This is a genomic window from Sinorhizobium terangae (assembly GCF_029714365.1).
Classification (GTDB): Bacteria; Pseudomonadota; Alphaproteobacteria; order Rhizobiales; family Rhizobiaceae; genus Sinorhizobium; species Sinorhizobium terangae.
The window spans coordinates 1,026,667-1,048,054 of sequence record NZ_CP121659.1; the positions used below are offsets into that span (position 1 = coordinate 1,026,667).

18 protein-coding genes and 3 tRNA genes are annotated in these 21,388 nt (G+C 60.1%); 18 read left to right on the forward strand and 3 right to left on the reverse strand.

Going from position 1 to position 21,388, the window contains the following annotated elements; translation table 11 throughout:
* Positions 1-41: 41 nt before the first annotated feature.
* Positions 42-983: a LysR family transcriptional regulator gene (locus QA637_RS04830; protein ID WP_283063968.1), complete on the reverse strand. Its 942-nt coding sequence runs from the start codon at positions 981-983 to the stop codon at positions 42-44.
* Between the two features lie 136 nt (positions 984-1,119).
* On the opposite strand from QA637_RS04830, the gene QA637_RS04835 reads away from it, so the two are divergent.
* The gene (locus QA637_RS04835; RefSeq protein ID WP_153436638.1) at positions 1,120-1,740 is read left to right on the forward strand and encodes an FMN-dependent NADH-azoreductase; all 621 of its coding nucleotides are present in this window, start codon (positions 1,120-1,122) and stop codon (positions 1,738-1,740) included.
* A gap of 109 nt (positions 1,741-1,849) precedes the next feature.
* Positions 1,850-2,122, forward strand: coding sequence for a hypothetical protein (locus tag QA637_RS04840; protein WP_153436639.1), 273 nt, complete (start codon positions 1,850-1,852; stop codon positions 2,120-2,122).
* A 6-nt stretch (positions 2,123-2,128) separates the two neighbouring features.
* Here QA637_RS04840 and QA637_RS04845 read toward each other — a convergent pair whose 3' ends face one another.
* A complete protein-coding gene (locus QA637_RS04845; RefSeq protein WP_283063970.1) occupies positions 2,129-3,004 on the reverse strand; it encodes a TrmH family RNA methyltransferase in 876 nt (291 codons plus the stop codon).
* 214 nt (positions 3,005-3,218) lie between these two features.
* Between QA637_RS04845 and QA637_RS04850 the strand changes: the two genes are divergently transcribed.
* The 14 genes from QA637_RS04850 to rpoC all read left to right on the forward strand — a co-directional run bounded on the left by QA637_RS04850 (position 3,219) and on the right by rpoC (position 19,503).
* Positions 3,219-3,303, forward strand: a tRNA-Tyr gene (locus QA637_RS04850).
* 23 nt (positions 3,304-3,326) lie between these two features.
* Positions 3,327-3,400, forward strand: a tRNA-Gly gene (locus QA637_RS04855).
* A 263-nt stretch (positions 3,401-3,663) separates the two neighbouring features.
* Complete coding sequence (gene tuf, locus QA637_RS04860) at positions 3,664-4,839, forward strand: elongation factor Tu (protein ID WP_153442062.1); 1,176 nt, start codon at positions 3,664-3,666, stop codon at positions 4,837-4,839.
* 370 nt (positions 4,840-5,209) lie between these two features.
* Positions 5,210-5,872 carry a hypothetical protein gene (locus QA637_RS04865; RefSeq protein ID WP_283063972.1) on the forward strand — a complete coding sequence of 221 codons (663 nt, stop codon included), beginning with the start codon at positions 5,210-5,212 and terminating at the stop codon, positions 5,870-5,872.
* Positions 5,873-5,982: 110 nt separating this feature from the next.
* Positions 5,983-6,864 carry an NAD-dependent epimerase/dehydratase family protein gene (locus QA637_RS04870; RefSeq protein WP_283063974.1) on the forward strand — a complete coding sequence of 294 codons (882 nt, stop codon included), beginning with the start codon at positions 5,983-5,985 and terminating at the stop codon, positions 6,862-6,864.
* A 180-nt stretch (positions 6,865-7,044) separates the two neighbouring features.
* Positions 7,045-7,120 (forward strand) — tRNA-Trp (locus QA637_RS04875).
* Between the two features lie 200 nt (positions 7,121-7,320).
* The gene (gene secE, locus QA637_RS04880) at positions 7,321-7,521 is read left to right on the forward strand and encodes a preprotein translocase subunit SecE (RefSeq protein WP_136504339.1); all 201 of its coding nucleotides are present in this window, start codon (positions 7,321-7,323) and stop codon (positions 7,519-7,521) included.
* A gap of 16 nt (positions 7,522-7,537) precedes the next feature.
* On the forward strand, positions 7,538-8,068 hold the full coding sequence (nusG, locus tag QA637_RS04885; protein WP_136504340.1) for a transcription termination/antitermination protein NusG: 531 nt from the start codon (positions 7,538-7,540) through the stop codon (positions 8,066-8,068).
* 214 nt (positions 8,069-8,282) lie between these two features.
* Positions 8,283-8,711, forward strand: a complete 429-nt coding sequence (gene rplK, locus QA637_RS04890) for a 50S ribosomal protein L11 (RefSeq protein ID WP_136504341.1) — start codon at positions 8,283-8,285, stop codon at positions 8,709-8,711.
* 4 nt (positions 8,712-8,715) lie between these two features.
* Positions 8,716-9,414: a 50S ribosomal protein L1 gene (gene rplA, locus QA637_RS04895; protein WP_153439696.1), complete on the forward strand. Its 699-nt coding sequence runs from the start codon at positions 8,716-8,718 to the stop codon at positions 9,412-9,414.
* A 329-nt stretch (positions 9,415-9,743) separates the two neighbouring features.
* The gene (rplJ, locus tag QA637_RS04900; protein WP_136504343.1) at positions 9,744-10,262 is read left to right on the forward strand and encodes a 50S ribosomal protein L10; all 519 of its coding nucleotides are present in this window, start codon (positions 9,744-9,746) and stop codon (positions 10,260-10,262) included.
* Between the two features lie 58 nt (positions 10,263-10,320).
* Positions 10,321-10,701, forward strand: coding sequence for a 50S ribosomal protein L7/L12 (gene rplL, locus QA637_RS04905; protein ID WP_014328058.1), 381 nt, complete (start codon positions 10,321-10,323; stop codon positions 10,699-10,701).
* A 264-nt stretch (positions 10,702-10,965) separates the two neighbouring features.
* A complete protein-coding gene (rpoB, locus tag QA637_RS04910; RefSeq protein WP_153439694.1) occupies positions 10,966-15,108 on the forward strand; it encodes a DNA-directed RNA polymerase subunit beta in 4,143 nt (1,380 codons plus the stop codon).
* A 183-nt stretch (positions 15,109-15,291) separates the two neighbouring features.
* Positions 15,292-19,503 carry a DNA-directed RNA polymerase subunit beta' gene (gene rpoC, locus QA637_RS04915; RefSeq protein WP_283063981.1) on the forward strand — a complete coding sequence of 1,404 codons (4,212 nt, stop codon included), beginning with the start codon at positions 15,292-15,294 and terminating at the stop codon, positions 19,501-19,503.
* Positions 19,504-19,616: 113 nt separating this feature from the next.
* On the opposite strand, the gene QA637_RS04920 is transcribed toward rpoC, so the two are convergent.
* On the reverse strand, positions 19,617-19,913 hold the full coding sequence (locus QA637_RS04920) for a transcriptional regulator (protein WP_153439692.1): 297 nt from the start codon (positions 19,911-19,913) through the stop codon (positions 19,617-19,619).
* 572 nt (positions 19,914-20,485) lie between these two features.
* Between QA637_RS04920 and rpsL the strand changes: the two genes are divergently transcribed.
* Both rpsL and rpsG read left to right on the forward strand, forming a co-directional pair.
* Positions 20,486-20,857 (forward strand): 30S ribosomal protein S12, encoded by a 372-nt coding sequence (gene rpsL, locus QA637_RS04925; protein WP_153439691.1) that lies wholly within the window; start codon positions 20,486-20,488, stop codon positions 20,855-20,857.
* Positions 20,858-20,914: 57 nt separating this feature from the next.
* The gene (gene rpsG, locus QA637_RS04930; RefSeq protein ID WP_153439690.1) at positions 20,915-21,385 is read left to right on the forward strand and encodes a 30S ribosomal protein S7; all 471 of its coding nucleotides are present in this window, start codon (positions 20,915-20,917) and stop codon (positions 21,383-21,385) included.
* Positions 21,386-21,388 lie beyond the last annotated feature (3 nt).

Consider the following 21,388-nt stretch of genomic DNA (forward strand, 5'->3'; position numbering starts at 1 on the left):
TTTCAACGGTTTAGCCGTATTCCCATACACTCACTTTCCGATCAGATGTCGAACGATGCCGCCGGTCTCGGGTCGAACTCGACGCAGCGCGCCATGGCGGTGAACAGGTTTTCGGCGAGATAGTCGATCAGGGCGCGCGTTGCGGGCAGCAGACCGCGGCGGGAGGGGAAGACGAGGTGGACCATGACATCGCCCGACGTCCATTCCGGCAGGACCGGAACGAGGACACCGGTGCGGAAGGCGCGTTCGCAGATGTGGTCCGGCAGTAGCGCTATTCCCATACCCTCGATCGCGGCGCGCTCGAGGATAAGGAAATCGCTGCAACCGATGATCGGCCGGTGTGCGATTTCGATCGCAGTTCCGTCGGCATGGAGCAGCCGCCAGGTGTCGTTGGTATGGTGCTCGTTTGCCGAGAGCGTTGGCATCTGGGCAAGATTGTCGACGGTGATGCCATTGAGACGGGCGAGAAGCGTCGGGCTTGCCGCGAGTCGCTGGCGCACCGTGCCGAACTGGCGCACGATCAATTGACTGTCGGTGTCAAGCTGTTCGCGAGCGCGCAGAGCGACATCGATTCGCTCCTCGACGAGGTCAAGGCGCCTGTTGGTCGTCGTGATCAGCAAACGAACGCCGGGATATCGGCGATGGAAGCCGGGCAGGATGTCAGCCAGCATCGGCGTGAAGCCAAATGGGCAACCGAGCCGGACGATTCCCGTCGGCTCGGCACGCACCGCCGCGATTTCGGCCTCGGCCGCCTCGACGCCTTCCAGCAATCCCTGGCAATGCTCGTAGAAGACGGTCCCGATTTCGGTCATCCGCAGCTTGCGGGTCGAGCGCTCGAGCAGACGGACGCCAAGTTGCTCTTCCAGGCGCGCGACATGCTTGCTGAGCTTCGATTTTGGCATGTTCAGGTCTCGCGCTGCCGCGCTGAAGCCATTGTTTCTTACGACGGCCGCGAAGAGCGCGATGTCATTAAGGTCCTGCATTTCCTGCCTCCAAGGCCGTCGTTCCGCGAAAGATTGTTTCTATCAGGAAACAGAATGTCAAATATCTGCGCACTTATCCTGCGATTGTTTTCCGATCATATGAAGGGGACCGCAACGCAACATAAAGGTGCCTCCCATGAAAGTCCTTCATATCGACTCCGGCATTCTCGGAGAACATTCGGTTTCCCGTCGCCTGACCGCGGCGATCGTCTCTCAGATCAAGGCTGACCGGCCGGACGCCGAGATCACCTATCGCGACCTGGTGGCCAACGGTGTGCAGCACCTCACCGGCTCGCAGATCATGGCCCCGGCCGATCTCGGTGGCGTCGAACCGGCTCTCGCCGCCGACGTTCAGAGCGGTCGCCGGATGCTGGAAGAATTCCTGGCCGCCGACACCGTCGTAGTCGGTGCGCCGATGTACAACTTCTCCATTCCGAGCCAGCTGAAGGCGTGGATCGATCGGCTCGCCGTCGCCGGCAAGACCTTCCGCTACACCGAAGCTGGCCCGGAAGGGCTCGCAAAGGGCAAGAAGGTCATCATCGCATCGACCCGCGGCGGACATTATTCCGCTGGCCCGGCTGCAGCCATGGACCATCAGGAAAGCTACCTGAGGACAGTTTTCGGCTTCTTCGGCATCACGGATGTCGAATTCGTCCGGGCTGAGGGCCTCAACCTCGGCGACGATTCGAAGCAGTTCGCGATTGCTGAGGCCGAAAAGGCGATCACTGCCGGCAACGTCCTTCGTCTGGCGAGCTAAGACGTTCATCTGGACCGTGAGATATCGGTTCGTTGCGGAGAATGCCGGCTGTGAAAGCAGCCGGCATTCTCCGTTTTTACTGGTCGTCATTTCGCGCTAATATCCACGTATGAAACGTCTGCGCGCGATGCCGATTGCAACGCTGTCGCTGGCGGCGATCATGGCCGCCGGAGGTGTTCTCGCGGCCCCGCCTGACGCGCGCTGCACCTGCCGCAACCGTGACGGATCGAAATACGAAATCGGGCAAACCGCCTGCATCAGGGTCGGCGGCATCTCCTATCTGGCGCGCTGCGAAATGAATCTCAACGTGAGCACCTGGAAGAAGCTGCGTGACGGATGCCCGACGGCCGAAATCGGACCAGCGGACATGCTCCTCGATTAAAGCCGTCTAGATCTTCAAGAACTGTCTTGCCGCATACATCGCGATCGCCGCAGCATTCGAGACGTTGAGCGACTTGATTGCTCCCGGCATGTCGAGCCGGGCAAGCGCCCTTACCGTCTGACGCGTCTTTTGCCGCAACCCCTTGCCCTCCGACCCCAATACGAGGGCGATCCTGTTGCCGGCGAATGTACCTTCGAGCGGCTCCGGACCTTCCGAATCGAGACCGATTGTCAGGAAGCCGAGCTTGTGCAGTTCATCGATCGCGTCGGCGAGATTGGTGATCTGGATGTAAGGGATCAGTTCCAGGGCGCCGGAGGCGGATTTTGCCAGGACGCCCGACTCGGTCGGACTGTGGCGCATCGTGGTGATGAGCGCGCCGGCATCGAAGGCGACCGCGGAGCGCATGATCGCCCCGACATTGTGGGGATCGGTCACCTGGTCGAGAACCAGAATCAGCGGGCAGTCGCGCAGCGCTTCGAGCCTACGGTGCGGCAACGGCCGCGTCTCCAGCATCACGCCCTGGTGGATGGCGTCCGGGCCGAGGATCCTGTCCAGATCCTGCGGCGTCACGACTTCGGTTGGAAAGGGAAGCGCGGACAGGTCGCCGAGCTCGAGTCGGGCAGCTGCGTTCTGGGTTACAGAGAGGCGAACGACTTTCCGTTCCGGATTGTCGAGGGCAGCGCGAACCGTATGCAGGCCGTAGAGAAGCACCTGCTCGGGCGCCAGCGACGGAGGCTTCCAGTCGGCAGGCATCTTCTTGCGCTTGTCCTGCCGGGGCGTGGGGATCTCGCCGCGCTCGCGCCGGGCGTCGCGGTGGGCGCGCCGGAGATTGGCATAATGGGTGTCCCTGGCGCTCTTGTCGCCGCTCTTGTCCTTGCTCATGCGCGTCTTATAGTAAGGTTCGGTCGTCGTTGGAAACGCTTTCGGCAATCCTCGCCAGCGCCGCTGTGGAGAATTTCTGAAATTTTGCGTTTCGCCGTGTTGACAGGACGAAGGAGGGCGGTCATATACCCGGCGCAGATCGCGAGGCGGCAGCAAACGTCGCCGCTTCCTTCACGATCTCAAATGCTTGGTCGATTGATCCCGACAGAATAATGGAGGGATGCCCGAGTGGTTAAAGGGGACGGACTGTAAATCCGTTGGCTCAGCCTACGTTGGTTCAAATCCAACTCCCTCCACCATTCTGCTTCAGGATCGAAGGCCCGCGGGTATAGCTCAATGGTAGAGCAGCAGCCTTCCAAGCTGAATACGCGGGTTCGATTCCCGCTACCCGCTCCAGCTCATTCCAGCATCGCAAGGTACGGTTCAGACAGCGCTTCAAGTAAACGTCGCATGTCGATGATTGTGCTTGTGTTCGCGCGCTCGATTTACCGCCGCACTGATATCCGGCACGTCGTTCGATCCTGTGGCGCTGAACGGCTGTGCAGCACCGTCCCGGCGCACACAATTAAGTCTTGCGCAAATCCCGGGAAACCCTTAAACGGCTCGACAAACCGGCCGAGCCGGCTGATCCATCTTATTTGACCACAGGAAACGTACCCATGGCAAAGAGCAAATTTGAGCGCAACAAGCCGCACGTTAACATTGGCACGATTGGCCACGTTGACCATGGCAAGACGTCGCTGACGGCAGCGATCACGAAGTACTTCGGCGAGTTCAAGGCGTATGACCAGATCGACGCTGCGCCGGAAGAAAAGGCCCGTGGTATCACCATTTCGACGGCGCACGTCGAATACGAGACGCCGAACCGTCACTATGCGCACGTCGACTGCCCCGGCCACGCCGACTACGTCAAGAACATGATCACCGGCGCGGCGCAGATGGACGGCGCGATCCTGGTTGTTTCGGCGGCCGACGGCCCGATGCCGCAGACCCGCGAGCACATCCTGCTCGCCCGCCAGGTCGGCGTTCCGGCAATCGTCGTGTTCCTGAACAAGGTCGACCAGGTTGACGACGCCGAGCTGCTCGAGCTCGTCGAGCTCGAAGTGCGCGAACTGCTGTCGTCCTACGAATTCCCGGGCGACGACATTCCGATCATCAAGGGTTCGGCGCTCGCCGCGCTTGAAGACAGCGACAAGAAGATCGGCGAAGACGCGATCCGCGAGCTGATGGCAGCGGTTGACGCCTACATCCCGACGCCGGAGCGCCCGATCGACCTGCCGTTCCTGATGCCGATCGAAGACGTATTCTCGATCTCGGGCCGCGGTACGGTTGTGACCGGTCGCGTCGAGCGCGGCATCATCAAGGTTGGTGAGGAAGTCGAGATCGTCGGCATCCGTCCGACGACGAAGACGACCTGCACGGGCGTCGAAATGTTCCGCAAGCTGCTCGACCAGGGCCAGGCCGGCGACAACATCGGTGCGCTGCTGCGCGGTGTCGACCGCAACGGCGTCGAGCGCGGCCAGATCCTGTGCAAGCCGGGTTCGGTGACGCCGCACACGAAGTTCAAGGCGGAAGCCTACATCCTGACGAAGGAAGAAGGTGGCCGTCATACGCCGTTCTTCACCAACTACCGTCCGCAGTTCTACTTCCGCACGACGGACGTGACCGGCATCGTGACGCTGCCGGAAGGCACGGAAATGGTGATGCCGGGCGACAACGTGACGGTTGACGTCGAACTGATCGTGCCGATCGCGATGGAAGAAAAGCTGCGCTTCGCAATCCGCGAAGGCGGCCGCACCGTCGGCGCCGGCATCGTCGCCTCGATCATCAAGTAATGATCGCAACGGCGATGCCGCAAGCTGCCGACGGCAGCAAGCAAGGTGCAAATGGCGCGCAAGCACGATTTGCACGCGGCGCCGGCATCGTTGCCTCGATCATCAAGTAATGATCGCAACGGCGATGCCGCAAGCTGCCGACGGCAGCAAGGAAGGTGCAAATGGCGCGCAAGCGCGATTTGCACGCGGCGTCGGCATCGTCGCCTCGATTATCAGGTAATTCCGGTTAGCCCCGGATTTCGAAGGCCCCCCGCAGGCAACTGCGGGGGACCTTTGGTTTGGGCATAAGGTCGTCACAGATCTGCTCTATCTTCCGAACCTTACGATTTTGCCGCACTGGCAACGGTTGTGACCGAGGATCGGAATCCCAATGACAAGACGCCTCACTACGCGCCTCGCCGCGGTCGGCATCGCTTTTGTTTGTGCCGGGCCCACTCTGCAAGCAGCATCAGCCGCCGACGACGACCCGCTTATCTGGGCGCCGGCAAAGACCGGAACCAACGCATACAGGCTGCGGCTCGGTATGCATTTCCCCTGGAACTGGGACGCCTCCACGGGGGCGGATTTTGCGATGGGGGCGGCGCCATCCGGCAAGATCAAGCCGGTCGCAGCACCCGTGCGTCTCTGGGGGACGGTTTCGCGCAAGAGCGGGCGGGCGGCTACGCGCTCGTCGCAAGTCGACATGGACTTCAACGCCTTGAGTGGCACCGGCAATTTCGGCGCAGCGACTGCCCGCACATGGATGGTTACGCCCACAGTCGATGCGGAGGTCCACCGCAGCATAGCCCTCCAGTGCAATGCCTATGAGAACCGTTGTGCCAAGCCGAGGCTGACGCAAACAGCCAGGCTCGCGTCTCCGGCGACCCGGACGTCACTCGTCGCGCAGGGCGAGCTTTCCAGCGACGGTATCAGCGGCTTGAGCCGCATTGGCCTGGAACAGAAGTTCGGCAATTTGCAGCTCGGCGCTGCTGTCGTCGACCCGCTGTTGGCGCCCCGCAGCGTGTTCGATATTCGCTACAGCCTGAAATGGTGAAACGCCCTCAGGTATGGCGTTCGATGTCGAGGGCGATGCAGAACGCAAGCGCACCTTGTGCAAAAGCACAAAGCGCCTAACTATTACGTTTGTTATCGTGGGGAGGCGTCATGAAGAAGCGGATTCTCTTTACCGGCGGCGCAGGCAAGGCCGGGCGGCATGCCGTGCCTTATCTCGTCGACGCGGGCTATGAGGTGCACAATGTCGACCTTGTTCCGCTCGACAGCCCCGGCGTCACCAACCTGATCGCCGACATCACCGACAGCGGCCAGATGTTTAATGCGCTCTCGATGCATCGGGACTTTCCCGATCTCGATCAGGGGCCGCGGCCCTTCGATGCGGTCGTGCACTTTGCCGCCATTCCGCGCATTCTTATCAAGCCGGATAACGAGACCTTCCGGGTCAACGTCATGGGCACCTACAACGTGATCGAAGCGGCAGTGAAACTCGGCATCCGCAAGATCATCGTTGCCTCGAGCGAGACGACCTACGGCGTCTGCTTTGCGGAGGGCCACCGCGATTTCCACCAGTTCCCGCTCGAGGAGGACTACGACGTCAACCCGATGGACTCCTACGGTCTTTCCAAGGTCGTAAATGAGAAGACGGCCCGCGCCTTTGCGGAGCGCTCGGGGTTCGACATCTACGCATTGCGCATCGGCAACGTGATCGAGCCGCATGAATATGCGAATTTCCCGCATTATTTCGCCAATCCCGAAATCCGCAAAAGAATTGCCTGGAGCTATATCGACGCGCGCGACCTCGGGCAGATCGTCAAGCTCTGCATTGAGAAGGACGGCCTCGGCTTTGCGGTATTCAATGCCGCGAACGACACGGTCTCGGCCAACACGCCTTCGCGTGAACTCGCCAGCCGGTTCTATCCGAATGTTCCCTTCAAAAGAGAGATTGGCGAGTTCGAAGGCCTCCTCTCGAACAGGAAGATTCGCGAGGTCCTGGGGTTCAAGGAGGAGCATGACTGGCGGAAATACGTCTAGTTGGAGAACTGAGGCGCCACGACCGCCTGCGGCGTCGACAGCATTCTTCGGGGCCTGCGATTTTTCTTGGAACTTTTTTTCCTTTTGGTGCAAATGCGCTTGAAAGCATCCGGCAAACTGAATAAGAAGCCGCAGACTTGAGACGCGTACAGGCCTTTTGGCCGATCGGCGTCTCGATCTAGGGGTATAGCTCAGTTGGTAGAGCGGCGGTCTCCAAAACCGCAGGTCGGGGGTTCGAGCCCCTCTGCCCCTGCCAGTTTCGTCATTCTTGCCGCACCGTCGGAATTCGGCCAGAATGAAAAAGGGTAGGGCGGCGCGGCCGTCTTTTTATATTCACAAAAAAGACTGATTGGCTCTTGTGGTTTTCGGAATCGGTCTTTATGTAGGGTCCAAACAGACACGCGGTGCGTGGGGCTGAATCATCGGCTTTACGCGCCGTAATGGCGTGAGCATTTTATGGCATCCAAAACGAATCCGTTCACGTTTCTGCAGCAGGTTCGCTCTGAAACGTCAAAAGTGACTTGGCCTTCACGGCGCGAGACGATGATCTCGACGCTGATGGTCTTTGTCATGGTCTCTTTTGCCGCCGCCTTTTTCTTTGGTGCGGACCAGTTGATGGGCTGGCTGATGAGCCTCGTCCTCAACGTTGGCGCTTGATTGGGTGGAGAGTAGCATGGCTGCGCGCTGGTATATCGTTCACGCCTATTCGAATTTCGAAAAGAAGGTCGCCGAGTCGATCGAGGAGAAGGCCAAGCAGAAGGGTCTGGATCACCTTTTCGAGAAGATTCTCGTTCCGACGGAAAAGGTCGTCGAGATCCGCCGCGGCCGCAAGGTTGATTCGGAGCGCAAGTTCTTTCCGGGCTACGTGCTCGTTCGCGCCAATCTGACCGATGAGGCCTATCACCTCATCAAGAATACGCCGAAGGTCACGGGCTTCCTCGGCACCGACAGCAAGCCGGTTCCGATTCCGGATCACGAGGCGGAGCGGATTCTCGGTCAGGTCCAGGAAGGTGTTGATCGTCCGAAGCCGTCGGTTTCTTTCGAGATCGGCGAGCAGGTCCGGGTGTCGGATGGTCCATTCGCATCCTTTAACGGCATCGTTCAGGATGTTGACGAAGAGCGGTCGCGTTTGAAGGTCGAGGTTTCGATCTTCGGTCGTGCGACCCCTGTCGAGCTGGAATATGGCCAGGTCGAAAAGGTCTGAAAAACGCAGGTTCTAATGGGATGGAGCAGGCCGATTGGCTTGTTCCGGCGGAGTGATCCGCATGCGCGTGGGAGGTGTCCGGTCTTAGCCGGGTCGGTTTATCCGCACCACGCAACCGCAGCCGCCGGTCGAAGGGCCGGCAAACAGCCGGGCAACCGGCTCAACAGTTCCTCTTCCGGCTTGATCGTGAAGGGGCATTCAGAGGCAGAGAGAAATGGCTAAGAAAGTTGCAGGCCAGCTCAAGCTGCAGGTGAAGGCCGGCTCGGCGAATCCGTCGCCGCCGATCGGTCCTGCGCTTGGTCAGCGTGGCATTAACATCATGGAATTCTGCAAGGCGTTCAATGCCGCCACGCAGGAAATGGAAAAGGGTATGCCGATCCCGGTCGTCATCACCTATTACCAGGACAAGTCCTTCACCTTTGTCATGAAGCAGCCGCCGGTCAGCTACTTCCTGAAGCGTGAAGCAAAGATCCAGTCGGGCTCGAAGACCCCGGGCAAGGCCAAGGCCGGCTCGATCTCCAAGGCTCAGATCCGCACGATCGCAGAGGCCAAGATGAAGGACCTCAACGCGGCCGATGTTGAAGGCGCAATGGCAATGGTCGAGGGCTCTGCCCGCTCCATGGGCCTGGAAGTGACGGGCTAAGACCATGGCGAAGATTGCAAAGCGTGTACAGAAGTCCCGTGAGGGCATCGATCCGGCGAAGATCTACGGCCTCGTTGAAGCCGTGACGCTGGTCAAGGAGCGTGCGACGGCAAAGTTCGATGAAACCATCGAAGTCGCCATGAACCTCGGCGTTGATCCGCGCCACGCCGACCAGATGGTCCGCGGCGTTGTCAACCTGCCGAACGGCACCGGCCGCTCGGTTCGCGTTGCCGTTTTCGCACGCGGCGCCAAGGCTGACGAAGCCAAGGCTGCCGGTGCTGACATTGTCGGCGCCGAAGACCTCGTCGAGATCGTCCAGGGCGGCAAGATCGAATTCGATCGCTGCATTGCCACGCCGGACATGATGCCGCTCGTCGGTCGTCTCGGTAAGGTTCTCGGCCCGCGCGGCATGATGCCGAACCCGAAGGTCGGCACCGTCACCATGGATGTCGCGGCTGCCGTCAAGGCCTCCAAGGGTGGTGCGGTCGAGTTCCGCGTCGAAAAGGCTGGCATCGTCCACGCTGGCGTCGGCAAGGCATCCTTCGACGCCAAGGCGCTGGAAGAAAACATCCGTGCCTTCGCCGATGCCGTGATCAAGGCAAAGCCGACCGGTGCCAAGGGTAACTACGTCAAGCGCGTAGCGATCTCCTCGACCATGGGGCCGGGCCTCAAGATCGATCCGGCGACCCTCAGCGTCGCCTGACAATTTCCGGGCTTCGGCCTGAAACCGAATTTCCGGCCTTTCGGGGCCGGAAATATCCGGACCTAGTCCGGAACTCCTGTCCGAGATTGCGGGTGGTTTTACCTTAATCACCATTGCCCGCATGAGACGGGTAAGATCTGAATTTTGAACAACGCTTCTGGCGTCGAAATTCGGTTCGAACCTCGCTTGCCTTGTGTCAGACCCGGCTCTCCCGGGAACGCCAAGGGACAGGATCCTTAAGCGTTGCTTGGGATCGAGCATGATCCCGGGTGACAAAAGGCAAACCCGGCAGGGCTGCTTGAAGCAACCCTGCCAACTGGAGACAGACAGTGGAAAGAGCGGAAAAACGCGAATTCGTCACGGAGCTGAACGAAGTCTTCAAGGCTTCCGGTTCGGTTGTCGTGGCCCACTATGCTGGTGTCACAGTTGCGCAGATGAACGACTTCCGTTCGAAGATGCGCGCTGCTGGCGGCACCGTCAAAGTCGCGAAAAACCGCCTGGCCAAGATCGCTCTTCAGGGCACGGAGTCTGAAGGGATGACCGATCTCTTCAAGGGCCAGACGCTGATCGCTTACAGCGCCGACCCGATCACGGCTCCGAAGGTCGTCGTGGATTTCGCCAAGACCAACGACAAGCTCGTTGTGCTCGGCGGCGCCATGGGGACAACCACGCTCAACCCCGAAGCAGTCAAGTCGCTTGCGACCCTGCCTTCGCTGGACGAGCTGCGCGCGAAGCTGCTGGGCCTTCTCAACGCCCCGGCAACCCGCGTCGCGACGGTTGTCGCAGCACCGGCAAGCCAGCTTGCTCGCGTGTTCTCGGCCTATGCCAAGAAGGACGAAGCCGCCTGAGGCGGAATTTCGCTGTTGTAATTAAAACCAGTTCGAACCGAACAAAAGGAAAAGTAAAATGGCTGATCTCGCAAAGATCGTTGAAGACCTGTCCTCGCTGACCGTGCTGGAAGCTGCTGAGCTTTCCAAGCTGCTCGAAGAAAAGTGGGGCGTTTCTGCCGCTGCTCCGGTAGCTGTTGCTGCCGCCGGTGGCGCTGCTGGTGCCGCTGCTCCGGCTGAAGAAGAAAAGACCGAGTTCGACGTCATCCTGACGGATGCCGGCGCCAACAAGATCAACGTCATCAAGGAAGTCCGCGCCATCACCGGCCTCGGCCTCAAGGAAGCCAAGGACCTCGTCGAAGGCGCTCCGAAGGCTGTCAAGGAAGCTGTTTCCAAGGCTGAAGCTGCTGACCTCAAGAAGAAGCTCGAAGACGCTGGCGCCAAGGTTGACGTCAAGTAATTCGACGACATGCAAAGGAGGGGTGGCCTTTTGGCCGCCTCTCTTTGACCGTTTTTAGAACATATTACCCAAAAGCCTGTCGAAAATGGCTTTTGGGTAATGGGTTCTTCAAGAGGATGGTCGCAATTGGGAGACAGCACAGCAATCCGTGCTGGCGTCTTTCGAAAGCTTGACGAGATTGAACTACTCATTGATCGACGGGATCGACTGGCCATCGGTTCCCGTCCGTTGCAGGCCCGGATGCAAGATTGACAAGGAGCGACGATGGCTCAGACCCTTTCGTTTAACGGTCGCAGGCGCGTACGCAAGTTTTTTGGTAAAATTCCAGAAGTCGCAGAGATGCCGAACCTCATTGAGGTTCAGAAGGCGTCCTACGACCAATTTCTGATGGTTGAAGAGCCCAAGGGCGGCCGCCCGGACGAGGGGCTTCAGGCCGTTTTCAAGTCGGTATTTCCGATCAAGGATTTCTCGGGCGCTTCCATGCTCGAATTCGTGTCCTACGAGTTCGAGCCGCCGAAGTTCGACGTCGAGGAATGCCGCCAGCGTGACCTGACCTATGCGGCGCCGCTGAAGGTGACGCTGCGGCTGATCGTGTTCGATATTGACGAGGACACGGGCGCAAAGTCGATCAAGGACATCAAGGAACAGAACGTCTACATGGGCGACATGCCGCTCATGACGGACAACGGTACCTTCATCGTCAACGGCACCGAGCGCGTCATCGTCTCGCAGATGCATCGCTCACCCGGCGTGTTCTTCGATCACGACAAGGGCAAGAGCCATTCGTCCGGCAAGCTGCTCTTCGCAGCGCGCGTCATTCCGTATCGCGGCTCGTGGCTCGACATCGAGTTCGACGCCAAGGACATCGTCCATGCCCGCATCGACCGTCGCCGCAAGATTCCGGTGACCTCGCTTTTGATGGCGCTCGGCATGGACGGCGAAGAGATCCTCGACACCTTCTACACGAAATCGCTCTACCAGCGCGACGGCGAAGGTTGGCGCGTGCCGTTCCAGCCGGATGCGCTCAAGGGCCAGAAGGCGATCACCGACATGATCGACGCCGATACCGGCGAAGTCGTCGTTGAAGCCGGCAAGAAGCTCACGCCGCGCCTGCTGCGCCAGCTGCAGGAGAAGGGGCTGAAGGCTCTCAAGGCCACCGATGACGATCTCTATGGCAATTACCTCGCCGAAGACGTCGTCAACTATGGTACGGGCGAGATCTATCTCGAAGCCGGCGACGAGATCGACGAGAAGACGCTTCCCGTCATCCTTTCGGCAGGCTTCGACGAAATCCCGGTTCTCGACATCGACCACATTAATGTCGGTGCCTATATCCGCAACACGCTTGCCGCCGACAAGAACGAAAACCGCCAGGACGCGCTGTTCGACATCTATCGTGTCATGCGCCCCGGCGAACCGCCGACCATGGATTCTGCTGAAGCCATGTTCAACACGCTGTTCTTCGACGCCGAGCGCTACGATCTCTCGGCGGTCGGCCGCGTGAAGATGAACATGCGTCTCGACCTCGACGTTCCGGATACCGTCCGCACGCTCCGCAAGGAAGACATTCTTGCTGTCGTCAAGATGCTGGTCGAACTGCGTGACGGCAAGGGCGAGATCGACGACATCGACAACCTCGGCAACCGCCGCGTACGCTCGGTCGGCGAGCTCATGGAGAACCAGTATCGCCTTGGTCTCCTGCGCATGGAGCGTGCGATCAAGGAACGCATGTCCTCGATCGAGATCGACACGGTCATGCCGCAGGATCTGATCAACGCGAAGCCGGCGGCCGCCGCCGTTCGCGAGTTCTTCGGCTCGTCGCAGCTGTCGCAGTTCATGGACCAGGTGAACCCGCTTTCGGAAATCACCCACAAGCGTCGTCTTTCGGCTCTTGGCCCGGGTGGTCTCACCCGCGAACGTGCGGGCTTCGAAGTGCGCGACGTTCATCCGACGCATTACGGCCGCATCTGCCCGATCGAAACGCCGGAAGGCCCGAACATCGGTCTGATCAATTCGCTCGCAACCTTCGCCCGCGTCAACAAGTACGGCTTTATCGAGAGCCCGTACCGCAAGATCGTCGACGGCAAGGTCACCAGCGACGTCGTCTATCTGTCGGCGATGGAAGAGGCGAAATACCACGTCGCTCAGGCTAACTCGGTGCTGAACGACGACAACTCCTTCGCGGAAGAATTCGTCGTCTGCCGTCATGCCGGCGAAGTTATGCTGGCTCCGCGCGACAACATCAACCTGATGGACGTTTCGCCGAAGCAGCTCGTGTCCGTCGCGGCGGCTCTCATCCCGTTCCTCGAGAACGACGACGCCAACCGTGCGCTGATGGGCTCGAACATGCAGCGCCAGGCCGTGCCGCTGCTGCGTGCGGAAGCGCCCTTCGTCGGCACCGGCATGGAGCCGGTCGTCGCCCGCGACTCCGGTGCTGCGATCGCCGCCCGCCGCGGCGGTGTCGTAGACCAGGTCGATGCGACGCGTATCGTTATCCGCGCCACCGAGGACCTCGATCCGTCGAAGTCCGGCGTCGATATCTATCGCCTGCAGAAATTCCAGCGTTCGAACCAGAACACCTGCGTCAACCAGCGTCCGCTGGTCACCGTTGGTGACGTTCTGAACAAGGGCGACATCATCGCGGACGGTCCTTCGACCGACCTCGGCGATCTGGCGCTCGGCCGCAACGCGCTCGTCGCGTTCATGCCGTGGAACGGCTACAACTACGAAGACTCGATCCTGCTTTCCGAGCGGATCGTGCGTGACGACGTGTTCACGTCCATCCACATCGAAGAATTCGAAGTGATGGCGCGAGACACCAAGCTTGGTCCGGAAGAAATCACCCGCGACATTCCGAACGTCTCGGAAGAAGCGTTGAAGAACCTCGACGAAGCCGGTATCGTCTATATCGGTGCCGAAGTTCAGCCGGGCGATATCCTCGTCGGCAAGATCACGCCGAAGGGCGAAAGCCCGATGACGCCGGAAGAAAAGCTTCTGCGCGCCATTTTCGGTGAGAAGGCCTCGGATGTCCGCGACACGTCCATGCGCATGCCTCCGGGCACCTTCGGCACGGTCGTCGAAGTGCGCGTCTTTAATCGCCACGGCGTGGAGAAGGACGAGCGCGCCATGGCGATCGAGCGCGAGGAGATCGAGCGCCTCGCCAAGGACCGTGACGACGAACAGGCGATCCTCGACCGCAACGTCTATGCACGTCTGGTAGACATGCTGCGCGGTCACGTTGCCGTGGCTGGTCCGAAGGGCTTCAAGAAGGGCACCGAGCTTTCGAACGCCGTCGTCAGCGAATATCCGCGCTCACAGTGGTGGATGTTCGCCGTCGAGGATGAAAAGGCTCAGGGCGAGATCGAAGCACTCCGCGCCCAGTACGACGAATCCAAGTCGCGCCTCGAACAGCGCTTCATGGATAAGGTCGAGAAGGTCCAGCGCGGCGATGAAATGCCTCCGGGCGTGATGAAGATGGTTAAGGTCTTCGTCGCGGTGAAGCGCAAGATCCAGCCGGGCGACAAGATGGCCGGCCGCCACGGCAACAAGGGCGTCGTATCGCGTATCGTGCCGATCGAAGACATGCCGTTCCTGGAAGATGGCACCCATGTCGACGTGGTGCTGAACCCGCTCGGCGTGCCGTCGCGCATGAACGTCGGTCAGATCCTCGAAACCCACCTCGGCTGGGCTTGCGCCGGCATGGGCAAGAAGATCGGCGCGATGCTGGATGCGTATCACGAGAACGGCGACATCGCTCCGCTTCGCGCAACGATCGATGACGTCATCGGATCCGGTCCGAAGGGCGAGCCGATCAAGAACTACGACGACGAGTCGGTGGTTCGGCTTGCCGAGCAGACCCGCCGCGGCGTATCGATCGCAACGCCGGTCTTCGACGGTGCCGTCGAGGCCGATGTGAACGAGATGCTGAACAAGGCAGGTCTCAAGGTGACCGGCCAGTCGACGCTCTTCGACGGCCGTACCGGCGAACCGTTCGATCGTCAGGTGACCGTGGGCTACATCTACATGCTGAAGCTCAACCACTTGGTGGACGACAAGATCCACGCCCGCTCGATCGGCCCTTACTCGCTTGTTACGCAGCAGCCACTGGGCGGCAAGGCGCAGTTCGGCGGTCAGCGTTTCGGCGAAATGGAGGTCTGGGCGCTAGAAGCTTACGGCGCCGCCTACACGCTGCAGGAAATGCTGACGGTCAAGTCCGACGACGTTGCTGGCCGCACCAAGGTCTACGAAGCAATCGTCCGCGGCGACGACACCTTCGAGGCGGGCATTCCGGAGAGCTTCAACGTTCTCGTCAAGGAAATGCGCTCGCTGGGCCTTAGCGTCGAACTCGAAAACTCGAAAGTCGACGACCTCAGTGCCGCGGCGCAACTGCCGGACGCAGCAGAGTAAAACGACATCAGGTGCGTGCCGTCTCAGGCACGCACCGTTTCCGCCGCAGGGCAGTTTATTGTCCGCGGCAGGAACAGGGCCGCACCCGATGCGGTTTTAGCTGTTTAGAGGGCAGGGGCCGGCGCCCGGGATTTGCCGGCACCCCGCCAAGCTCAGGGCGTAATGCCCGCAAAGGAGACAGGCATGAACCAAGAGGTCATGAATCTTTTCAATCCGCAGGTGCCTGCACAGACTTTCGATTCCATTCGGATTTCGATCGCCTCGCCGGAGAAGATTCTTTCCTGGTCTTACGGTGAGATCAAGAAACCGGAGACGATCAACTATCGGACCTTCAAGCCGGAACGCGACGGTCTGTTCTGCGCGCGCATCTTCGGTCCGATCAAGGACTACGAATGCTTGTGCGGCAAGTACAAGCGCATGAAGTACAAGGGCATCATCTGCGAAAAGTGCGGCGTCGAAGTCACGCTGTCGCGCGTTCGCCGCGAGCGCATGGGCCACATCGAGCTCGCTGCGCCCGTCGCCCACATCTGGTTCCTGAAGTCGCTGCCGAGCCGCATCGCCACGCTGCTCGACATGACGCTCAAGGATATCGAGCGCGTCCTTTATTTCGAAAACTACATCGTCACCGAACCGGGCCTGACTTCGCTGAAGGAAAACCAGCTCCTCAGCGAAGAAGAATACATGCTCGCCGTTGACGAGTTCGGCGAAGACCAGTTCACCGCGATGATCGGCGCCGAGGCGATCTACGAGATGCTCGCTTCGATGAATCTCGAAAAGATTGCCGGCGACCTGCGCACGGAAATGGCAGAGACGAGCTCGGATCTGAAGCAGAAGAAGCTGATGAAGCGGCTGAAGATCGTCGAGAACTTCATGGAATCCGGCAACCGTCCGGAATGGATGATCATGAAGGTCGTTCCGGTGATCCCGCCGGATCTGCGCCCGCTCGTGCCGCTCGACGGCGGCCGTTTCGCGACGTCGGATCTGAACGATCTCTATCGCCGCGTGATCAACCGTAACAACCGTCTGAAGCGGCTGATCGAACTGCGCGCACCGGGCATCATCATCCGCAATGAAAAGCGTATGCTGCAGGAATCTGTCGATGCGCTGTTCGACAACGGCCGTCGTGGCCGCGTCATCACAGGCGCCAACAAGCGTCCGCTGAAGTCGCTGTCCGACATGCTGAAGGGCAAGCAGGGCCGGTTCCGTCAGAACCTGCTCGGCAAGCGCGTCGACTATTCCGGCCGATCGGTCATCGTGACCGGTCCGGAACTCAAGCTGCATCAGTGCGGCCTGCCGAAGAAGATGGCGCTCGAACTCTTCAAGCCGTTCATCTACGCCCGCCTCGACGCCAAGGGTTACTCCTCGACCGTCAAGCAGGCGAAGAAGCTCGTTGAAAAGGAAAAGCCGGAAGTCTGGGATATCCTCGATGAGGTCATCCGCGAGCATCCGGTTCTCCTGAACCGCGCGCCGACGCTGCACCGCCTGGGCATCCAGGCCTTCGAGCCGATCCTGGTCGAAGGCAAGGCGATCCAGTTGCATCCGCTCGTCTGCACCGCCTTCAACGCCGACTTCGACGGCGACCAGATGGCCGTTCACGTGCCGCTGTCGCTCGAAGCCCAGCTTGAAGCACGCGTTCTGATGATGTCGACGAACAACATCCTGCATCCGGCAAACGGTGCACCGATCATCGTTCCGTCGCAGGACATGGTTCTCGGCCTCTACTATCTGTCGATCATGAACCAGAACGAGCCGGGTGAAGGCATGGCCTTCTCCGACATGGGCGAACTGCACCATGCTCTGGAAACCAAGGCTGTGACGCTGCATGCGAAGATTCGCGGCCGTTACAAGAGCGTCGACGCCGAGGGCAATCCGGTTTCGAAGATCTATGAAACGACGCCTGGTCGCATGATCATCGGCGAGCTTCTGCCGAAGAACCCGAACATCCCGTTCGATATCTGCAACCAGGAGATGACCAAGAAGAACATCTCCAAGATGATCGACACCGTCTACCGCCATTGCGGCCAGAAGGACACGGTCATCTTCTGCGACCGGATCATGCAGCTCGGCTTCTCGCATGCATGCCGTGCCGGCATTTCGTTCGGCAAGGACGACATGGTAATTCCGGACACCAAGGTGAAGATCGTCGGAGATACCGAAGCGCTCGTGAAGGAATACGAGCAGCAGTACAACGACGGTCTCATCACCCAGGGCGAGAAGTACAACAAGGTTGTCGACGCCTGGGGCAAGGCAACCGAAAAGGTCGCCGAAGAGATGATGGCGCGCATCAAGGCCGTCGAGTTCGACGATAACGGCCGCCAGAAGCCGATGAACTCGATCTACATGATGTCGCACTCCGGTGCTCGTGGTTCGCCGAACCAGATGCGCCAGTTGGGCGGCATGCGCGGCCTCATGGCCAAGCCGTCGGGTGAAATCATCGAAACGCCGATCATTTCGAACTTCAAGGAAGGCCTGACCGTGAACGAGTACTTCAACTCGACGCACGGTGCCCGTAAGGGTCTGGCGGATACCGCCTTGAAGACCGCGAACTCCGGTTACCTGACGCGCCGTCTCGTCGACGTCGCACAGGACTGCATCGTCACGCATACGGATTGCGGCACCGACAAGGGCCTCACCATGACGGCGATCGTCGATGCCGGTCAGGTCGTTGCCTCGCTCGGCCAGCGCATCCTCGGCCGTACCGCACTCGACAACATCGACAACCCGGTCACCGGCGAGCGCATCGTCGACGCCGGCAAGATGATCCTGGAAGCCGATGTCGTCGAGATCGAGAAGGCCGGCATTCAGTCCGTTCGCATCCGCTCGGCGCTGACCTGCGAGATCCAGACCGGCGTCTGCGGCGTCTGCTACGGTCGCGACCTGGCTCGCGGTACGCCCGTCAACATGGGCGAGGCCGTTGGCGTCATCGCGGCACAGTCGATCGGCGAGCCGGGCACGCAGCTGACCATGCGTACCTTCCACCTGGGCGGTACGGCAACCGTGGTCGACCAGTCGTTCCTGGAAGCGTCCTATGAAGGCACGGTTCAGATCAAGAACCGCAACTTGCTGCGCAATTCCGATGGCGCACTTGTTGCCATGGGCCGCAACATGGCGATCCAGATCCTGGACGAACGCGGTGTCGAGCGGTCTTCGCAGCGCGTTGCCTATGGTTCGAAGATCTTTGTCGATGATGGTGACAAGGTGAAGCGCGGCCAGCGTCTCGCCGAATGGGACCCCTACACCCGTCCGATGATGACGGAAGTCGAAGGTACCGTTCACTTCGAAGACGTGATCGACGGCATCTCCGTGCTCGAAGCGACGGACGAATCGACCGGCATCACCAAGCGCCAGGTTATCGACTGGCGTTCGACGCCGCGCGGCACCGACCTCAAGCCGGCGATCGTCATCAAGGACAAGAACGGCGCCATCGCCAAGCTGTCTCGTGGTGGTGAAGCTCGCTTCATGCTCTCGGTCGATGCGATCCTCTCGGTCGAACCCGGTCAGAAGGTCAGCCAAGGTGACGTGCTTGCCCGTTCGCCGCTCGAAAGCGCCAAGACCAAGGACATCACCGGTGGTCTGCCGCGCGTTGCCGAACTCTTCGAGGCTCGTCGTCCGAAGGATCACGCCATCATCGCTGAGATCGACGGTACGGTCCGCTTCGGCCGCGACTACAAAAACAAGCGTCGCGTGCTGATCGAGCCGGCGGAAGACGGTGTCGAGCCGGTCGAATACCTGATCCCGAAGGGCAAGCCCTTCCATCTTCAGGATGGCGACTACATCGAGAAGGGCGATTACATCCTCGATGGCAACCCGGCGCCGCACGACATTCTGGCAATCAAGGGCGTGGAAGCGCTGGCTTCCTACCTCGTGAACGAAATCCAGGAAGTCTACCGTCTGCAGGGCGTTGTCATCAACGACAAGCACATCGAAGTCATCGTCCGTCAGATGCTGCAGAAGGTCGAAATCACCGATGCCGGTGACTCGAGCTACATCGTCGGCGACAACGTCGACCGCATCGAGCTCGAGGATGTCAACGACGCGCTGCTGGCGGAAGGCAAGAAGCCGGCCGTTGGCGATCCGGTTCTGCTCGGCATCACCAAGGCATCGCTGCAGACGCCGTCCTTCATCTCGGCCGCTTCGTTCCAGGAAACCACCAAGGTCCTGACCGAAGCCGCAGTTGCCGGCAAGATGGACGGCCTGCAGGGGCTCAAGGAAAACGTCATCGTCGGCCGCCTCATCCCGGCTGGTACCGGCGGCACCATGACGCAGATCCGCCGCATCGCCACGGCGCGCGACGAGATGATCCTCGAAGAGCGCCGCAAGGGCACCGGTGCGGATGCCGCGACCCCGATGCTCGCCGACATGGCGAACGAGAACGAGAACGCCGCGGCAGAATGACCGCGGGGGGAGGGCGCGACGAGCGCCGCTCCTATGCCAAATGAAGAAGCCGCCTGGAGCGATCCGGGCGGCTTTACTTTTCTGGCAGTGCGTTCAGATCGCGCGGCGCCCGGTTATGCGAAGCGAATGATCGCGACCTCGCCCTCGAGCGCGCCCTGGTAGGCAGAGGCGTGCGGCTCTTCATCCGGGATATCCGTCAAGGTTCCGATCTGGTCGAGATCGGCCTGGAGAAAGCCTTCTTCGGCGAGCGCATTGAGCGCCTCGCGCACGGCCGTGTCGTCGTCTGGCGCCCTGAGCATCACATGGATGTCGATACCTTCGTCGTCGCCGTCGGCTTCGTAGGCCTTGCCGATGATGATGAATACCAGCGGTTCGTCTGGCATGTTGTCGTTGTCCGGCGTAACGGGCATGATGTGTCCTTTCGAGTTTCGACGATCTTAGCGTGCTTTTCCACTGCGCGCGAAAGAAATAGGAAAAATGGCAAAGAGGAGAGAATCAGCCGGCAGGCTTTGCAGGCCCATGATGGTGGAAAACGTTCAGAAAGTAGTTGCTGATTCCTTAATCGCGAAAGACAATACCCGCGTTAAGGCGCCATGTTTGCAATCGCCGCCGGACCGAGCTGCTGCCAAAGCCTTGTTTTCCAGGCATGGCAGGGCTGCGCAGGCCAGAATATTTCTTAATTGCCCTTGACGGATGGCCCCGAAATCAGTACACCCCGCCGCATCGGAGCCCATGTGAGGCTGGCTGGTTCGGAACGTCGCGTTCTGGAGTTCGCCTCAAACAAGGTTCGAAACGCACGCTGACGACAAAAATGCTGCACGCAAGACGCGCGAAATAGTGCGTCCTCTGCTTTTGGTGGGGCCATCTGCGAAAAGGCGGATCGGCCCTCGTTTTGCGCATTTCATAGGCGTTCGAGACCGCCGGCGACGGCAACGATCCGCCCGAAAGGGTAACGAGACAAGATTTTGCAAGGGATGGTTACATGCCTACCGTAAACCAGCTGATCCGCAAGCCGCGTCTGGCACAGGTAAAGCGCAACAAGGTTCCTGCTCTGCAGGAAAACCCGCAGAAGCGCGGCGTTTGCACCCGCGTCTACACGACGACTCCGAAGAAGCCGAACTCGGCTCTGCGTAAGGTTGCAAAGATTCGCCTGACGAACGGCTTCGAAGTCATCGGCTACATTCCGGGCGAAGGTCACAACCTGCAGGAGCACTCCGTGGTCATGATCCGCGGCGGCCGCGTAAAGGACCTTCCGGGTGTTCGTTACCACATCATCCGCGGCGTTCTCGATACGCAGGGTGTGAAGAACCGCAAACAGCGCCGCTCCAAGTACGGCGCGAAGCGTCCGAAATAACATCGCAACCGGCGCCATTTCGCTGGTCAAGTTTTTAAAAGTTGAGAGACGAGAAGTATGTCCCGACGTCACAGAGCAGAAAAGCGTGAGATCAACCCGGATCCGAAGTTCGGTGATCTGGTCGTCACGAAGTTCATGAACGCAATCATGCTGCACGGCAAGAAGTCCGTTGCTGAAAGCATTGTCTATGGTGCTTTCGATGCGGTCCAGTCGAAGCTGAAGCAGGAACCGATCGCAGTGTTCCATTCCGCGCTCGACAACATTGCTCCGCACGTTGAAGTGCGTTCGCGCCGCGTCGGTGGTGCTACCTATCAGGTTCCGGTCGATGTTCGTCCGGAGCGTCGCCAGGCCCTCGCCATTCGCTGGCTGATCGCGGCCGCACGCAAGCGCAACGAAACGACCATGGTCGATCGCCTCTGCGGCGAACTCATGGACGCTGCGAACAACCGTGGTAGCGCTGTGAAGAAGCGCGAAGACACCCACAAGATGGCTGATGCCAACCGTGCGTTCTCGCACTACCGTTGGTAATCT

What these genes read in the sequence shown, in the direction of transcription:
- QA637_RS04830 (WP_283063968.1), bottom strand. Translation starts at nt 983, where the DNA reads ATGCAGGACCTTAATGACATCGCGCTCTTCGCGGCCGTCGTAAGAAAC.
- QA637_RS04835 (WP_153436638.1), top strand. Translation starts at nt 1,120, where the DNA reads ATGAAAGTCCTTCATATCGACTCCGGCATTCTCGGAGAACATTCGGTT.
- QA637_RS04840 (WP_153436639.1), top strand. Translation starts at nt 1,850, where the DNA reads ATGAAACGTCTGCGCGCGATGCCGATTGCAACGCTGTCGCTGGCGGCG.
- QA637_RS04845 (WP_283063970.1), bottom strand. Translation starts at nt 3,004, where the DNA reads ATGAGCAAGGACAAGAGCGGCGACAAGAGCGCCAGGGACACCCATTAT.
- tuf (WP_153442062.1), top strand. Translation starts at nt 3,664, where the DNA reads ATGGCAAAGAGCAAATTTGAGCGCAACAAGCCGCACGTTAACATTGGC.
- QA637_RS04865 (WP_283063972.1), top strand. Translation starts at nt 5,210, where the DNA reads ATGACAAGACGCCTCACTACGCGCCTCGCCGCGGTCGGCATCGCTTTT.
- QA637_RS04870 (WP_283063974.1), top strand. Translation starts at nt 5,983, where the DNA reads ATGAAGAAGCGGATTCTCTTTACCGGCGGCGCAGGCAAGGCCGGGCGG.
- secE (WP_136504339.1), top strand. Translation starts at nt 7,321, where the DNA reads ATGGCATCCAAAACGAATCCGTTCACGTTTCTGCAGCAGGTTCGCTCT.
- nusG (WP_136504340.1), top strand. Translation starts at nt 7,538, where the DNA reads ATGGCTGCGCGCTGGTATATCGTTCACGCCTATTCGAATTTCGAAAAG.
- rplK (WP_136504341.1), top strand. Translation starts at nt 8,283, where the DNA reads ATGGCTAAGAAAGTTGCAGGCCAGCTCAAGCTGCAGGTGAAGGCCGGC.
- rplA (WP_153439696.1), top strand. Translation starts at nt 8,716, where the DNA reads ATGGCGAAGATTGCAAAGCGTGTACAGAAGTCCCGTGAGGGCATCGAT.
- rplL (WP_014328058.1), top strand. Translation starts at nt 10,321, where the DNA reads ATGGCTGATCTCGCAAAGATCGTTGAAGACCTGTCCTCGCTGACCGTG.
- rpoB (WP_153439694.1), top strand. Translation starts at nt 10,966, where the DNA reads ATGGCTCAGACCCTTTCGTTTAACGGTCGCAGGCGCGTACGCAAGTTT.
- rpoC (WP_283063981.1), top strand. Translation starts at nt 15,292, where the DNA reads ATGAACCAAGAGGTCATGAATCTTTTCAATCCGCAGGTGCCTGCACAG.
- QA637_RS04920 (WP_153439692.1), bottom strand. Translation starts at nt 19,913, where the DNA reads ATGCCCGTTACGCCGGACAACGACAACATGCCAGACGAACCGCTGGTA.
- rpsL (WP_153439691.1), top strand. Translation starts at nt 20,486, where the DNA reads ATGCCTACCGTAAACCAGCTGATCCGCAAGCCGCGTCTGGCACAGGTA.
- rpsG (WP_153439690.1), top strand. Translation starts at nt 20,915, where the DNA reads ATGTCCCGACGTCACAGAGCAGAAAAGCGTGAGATCAACCCGGATCCG.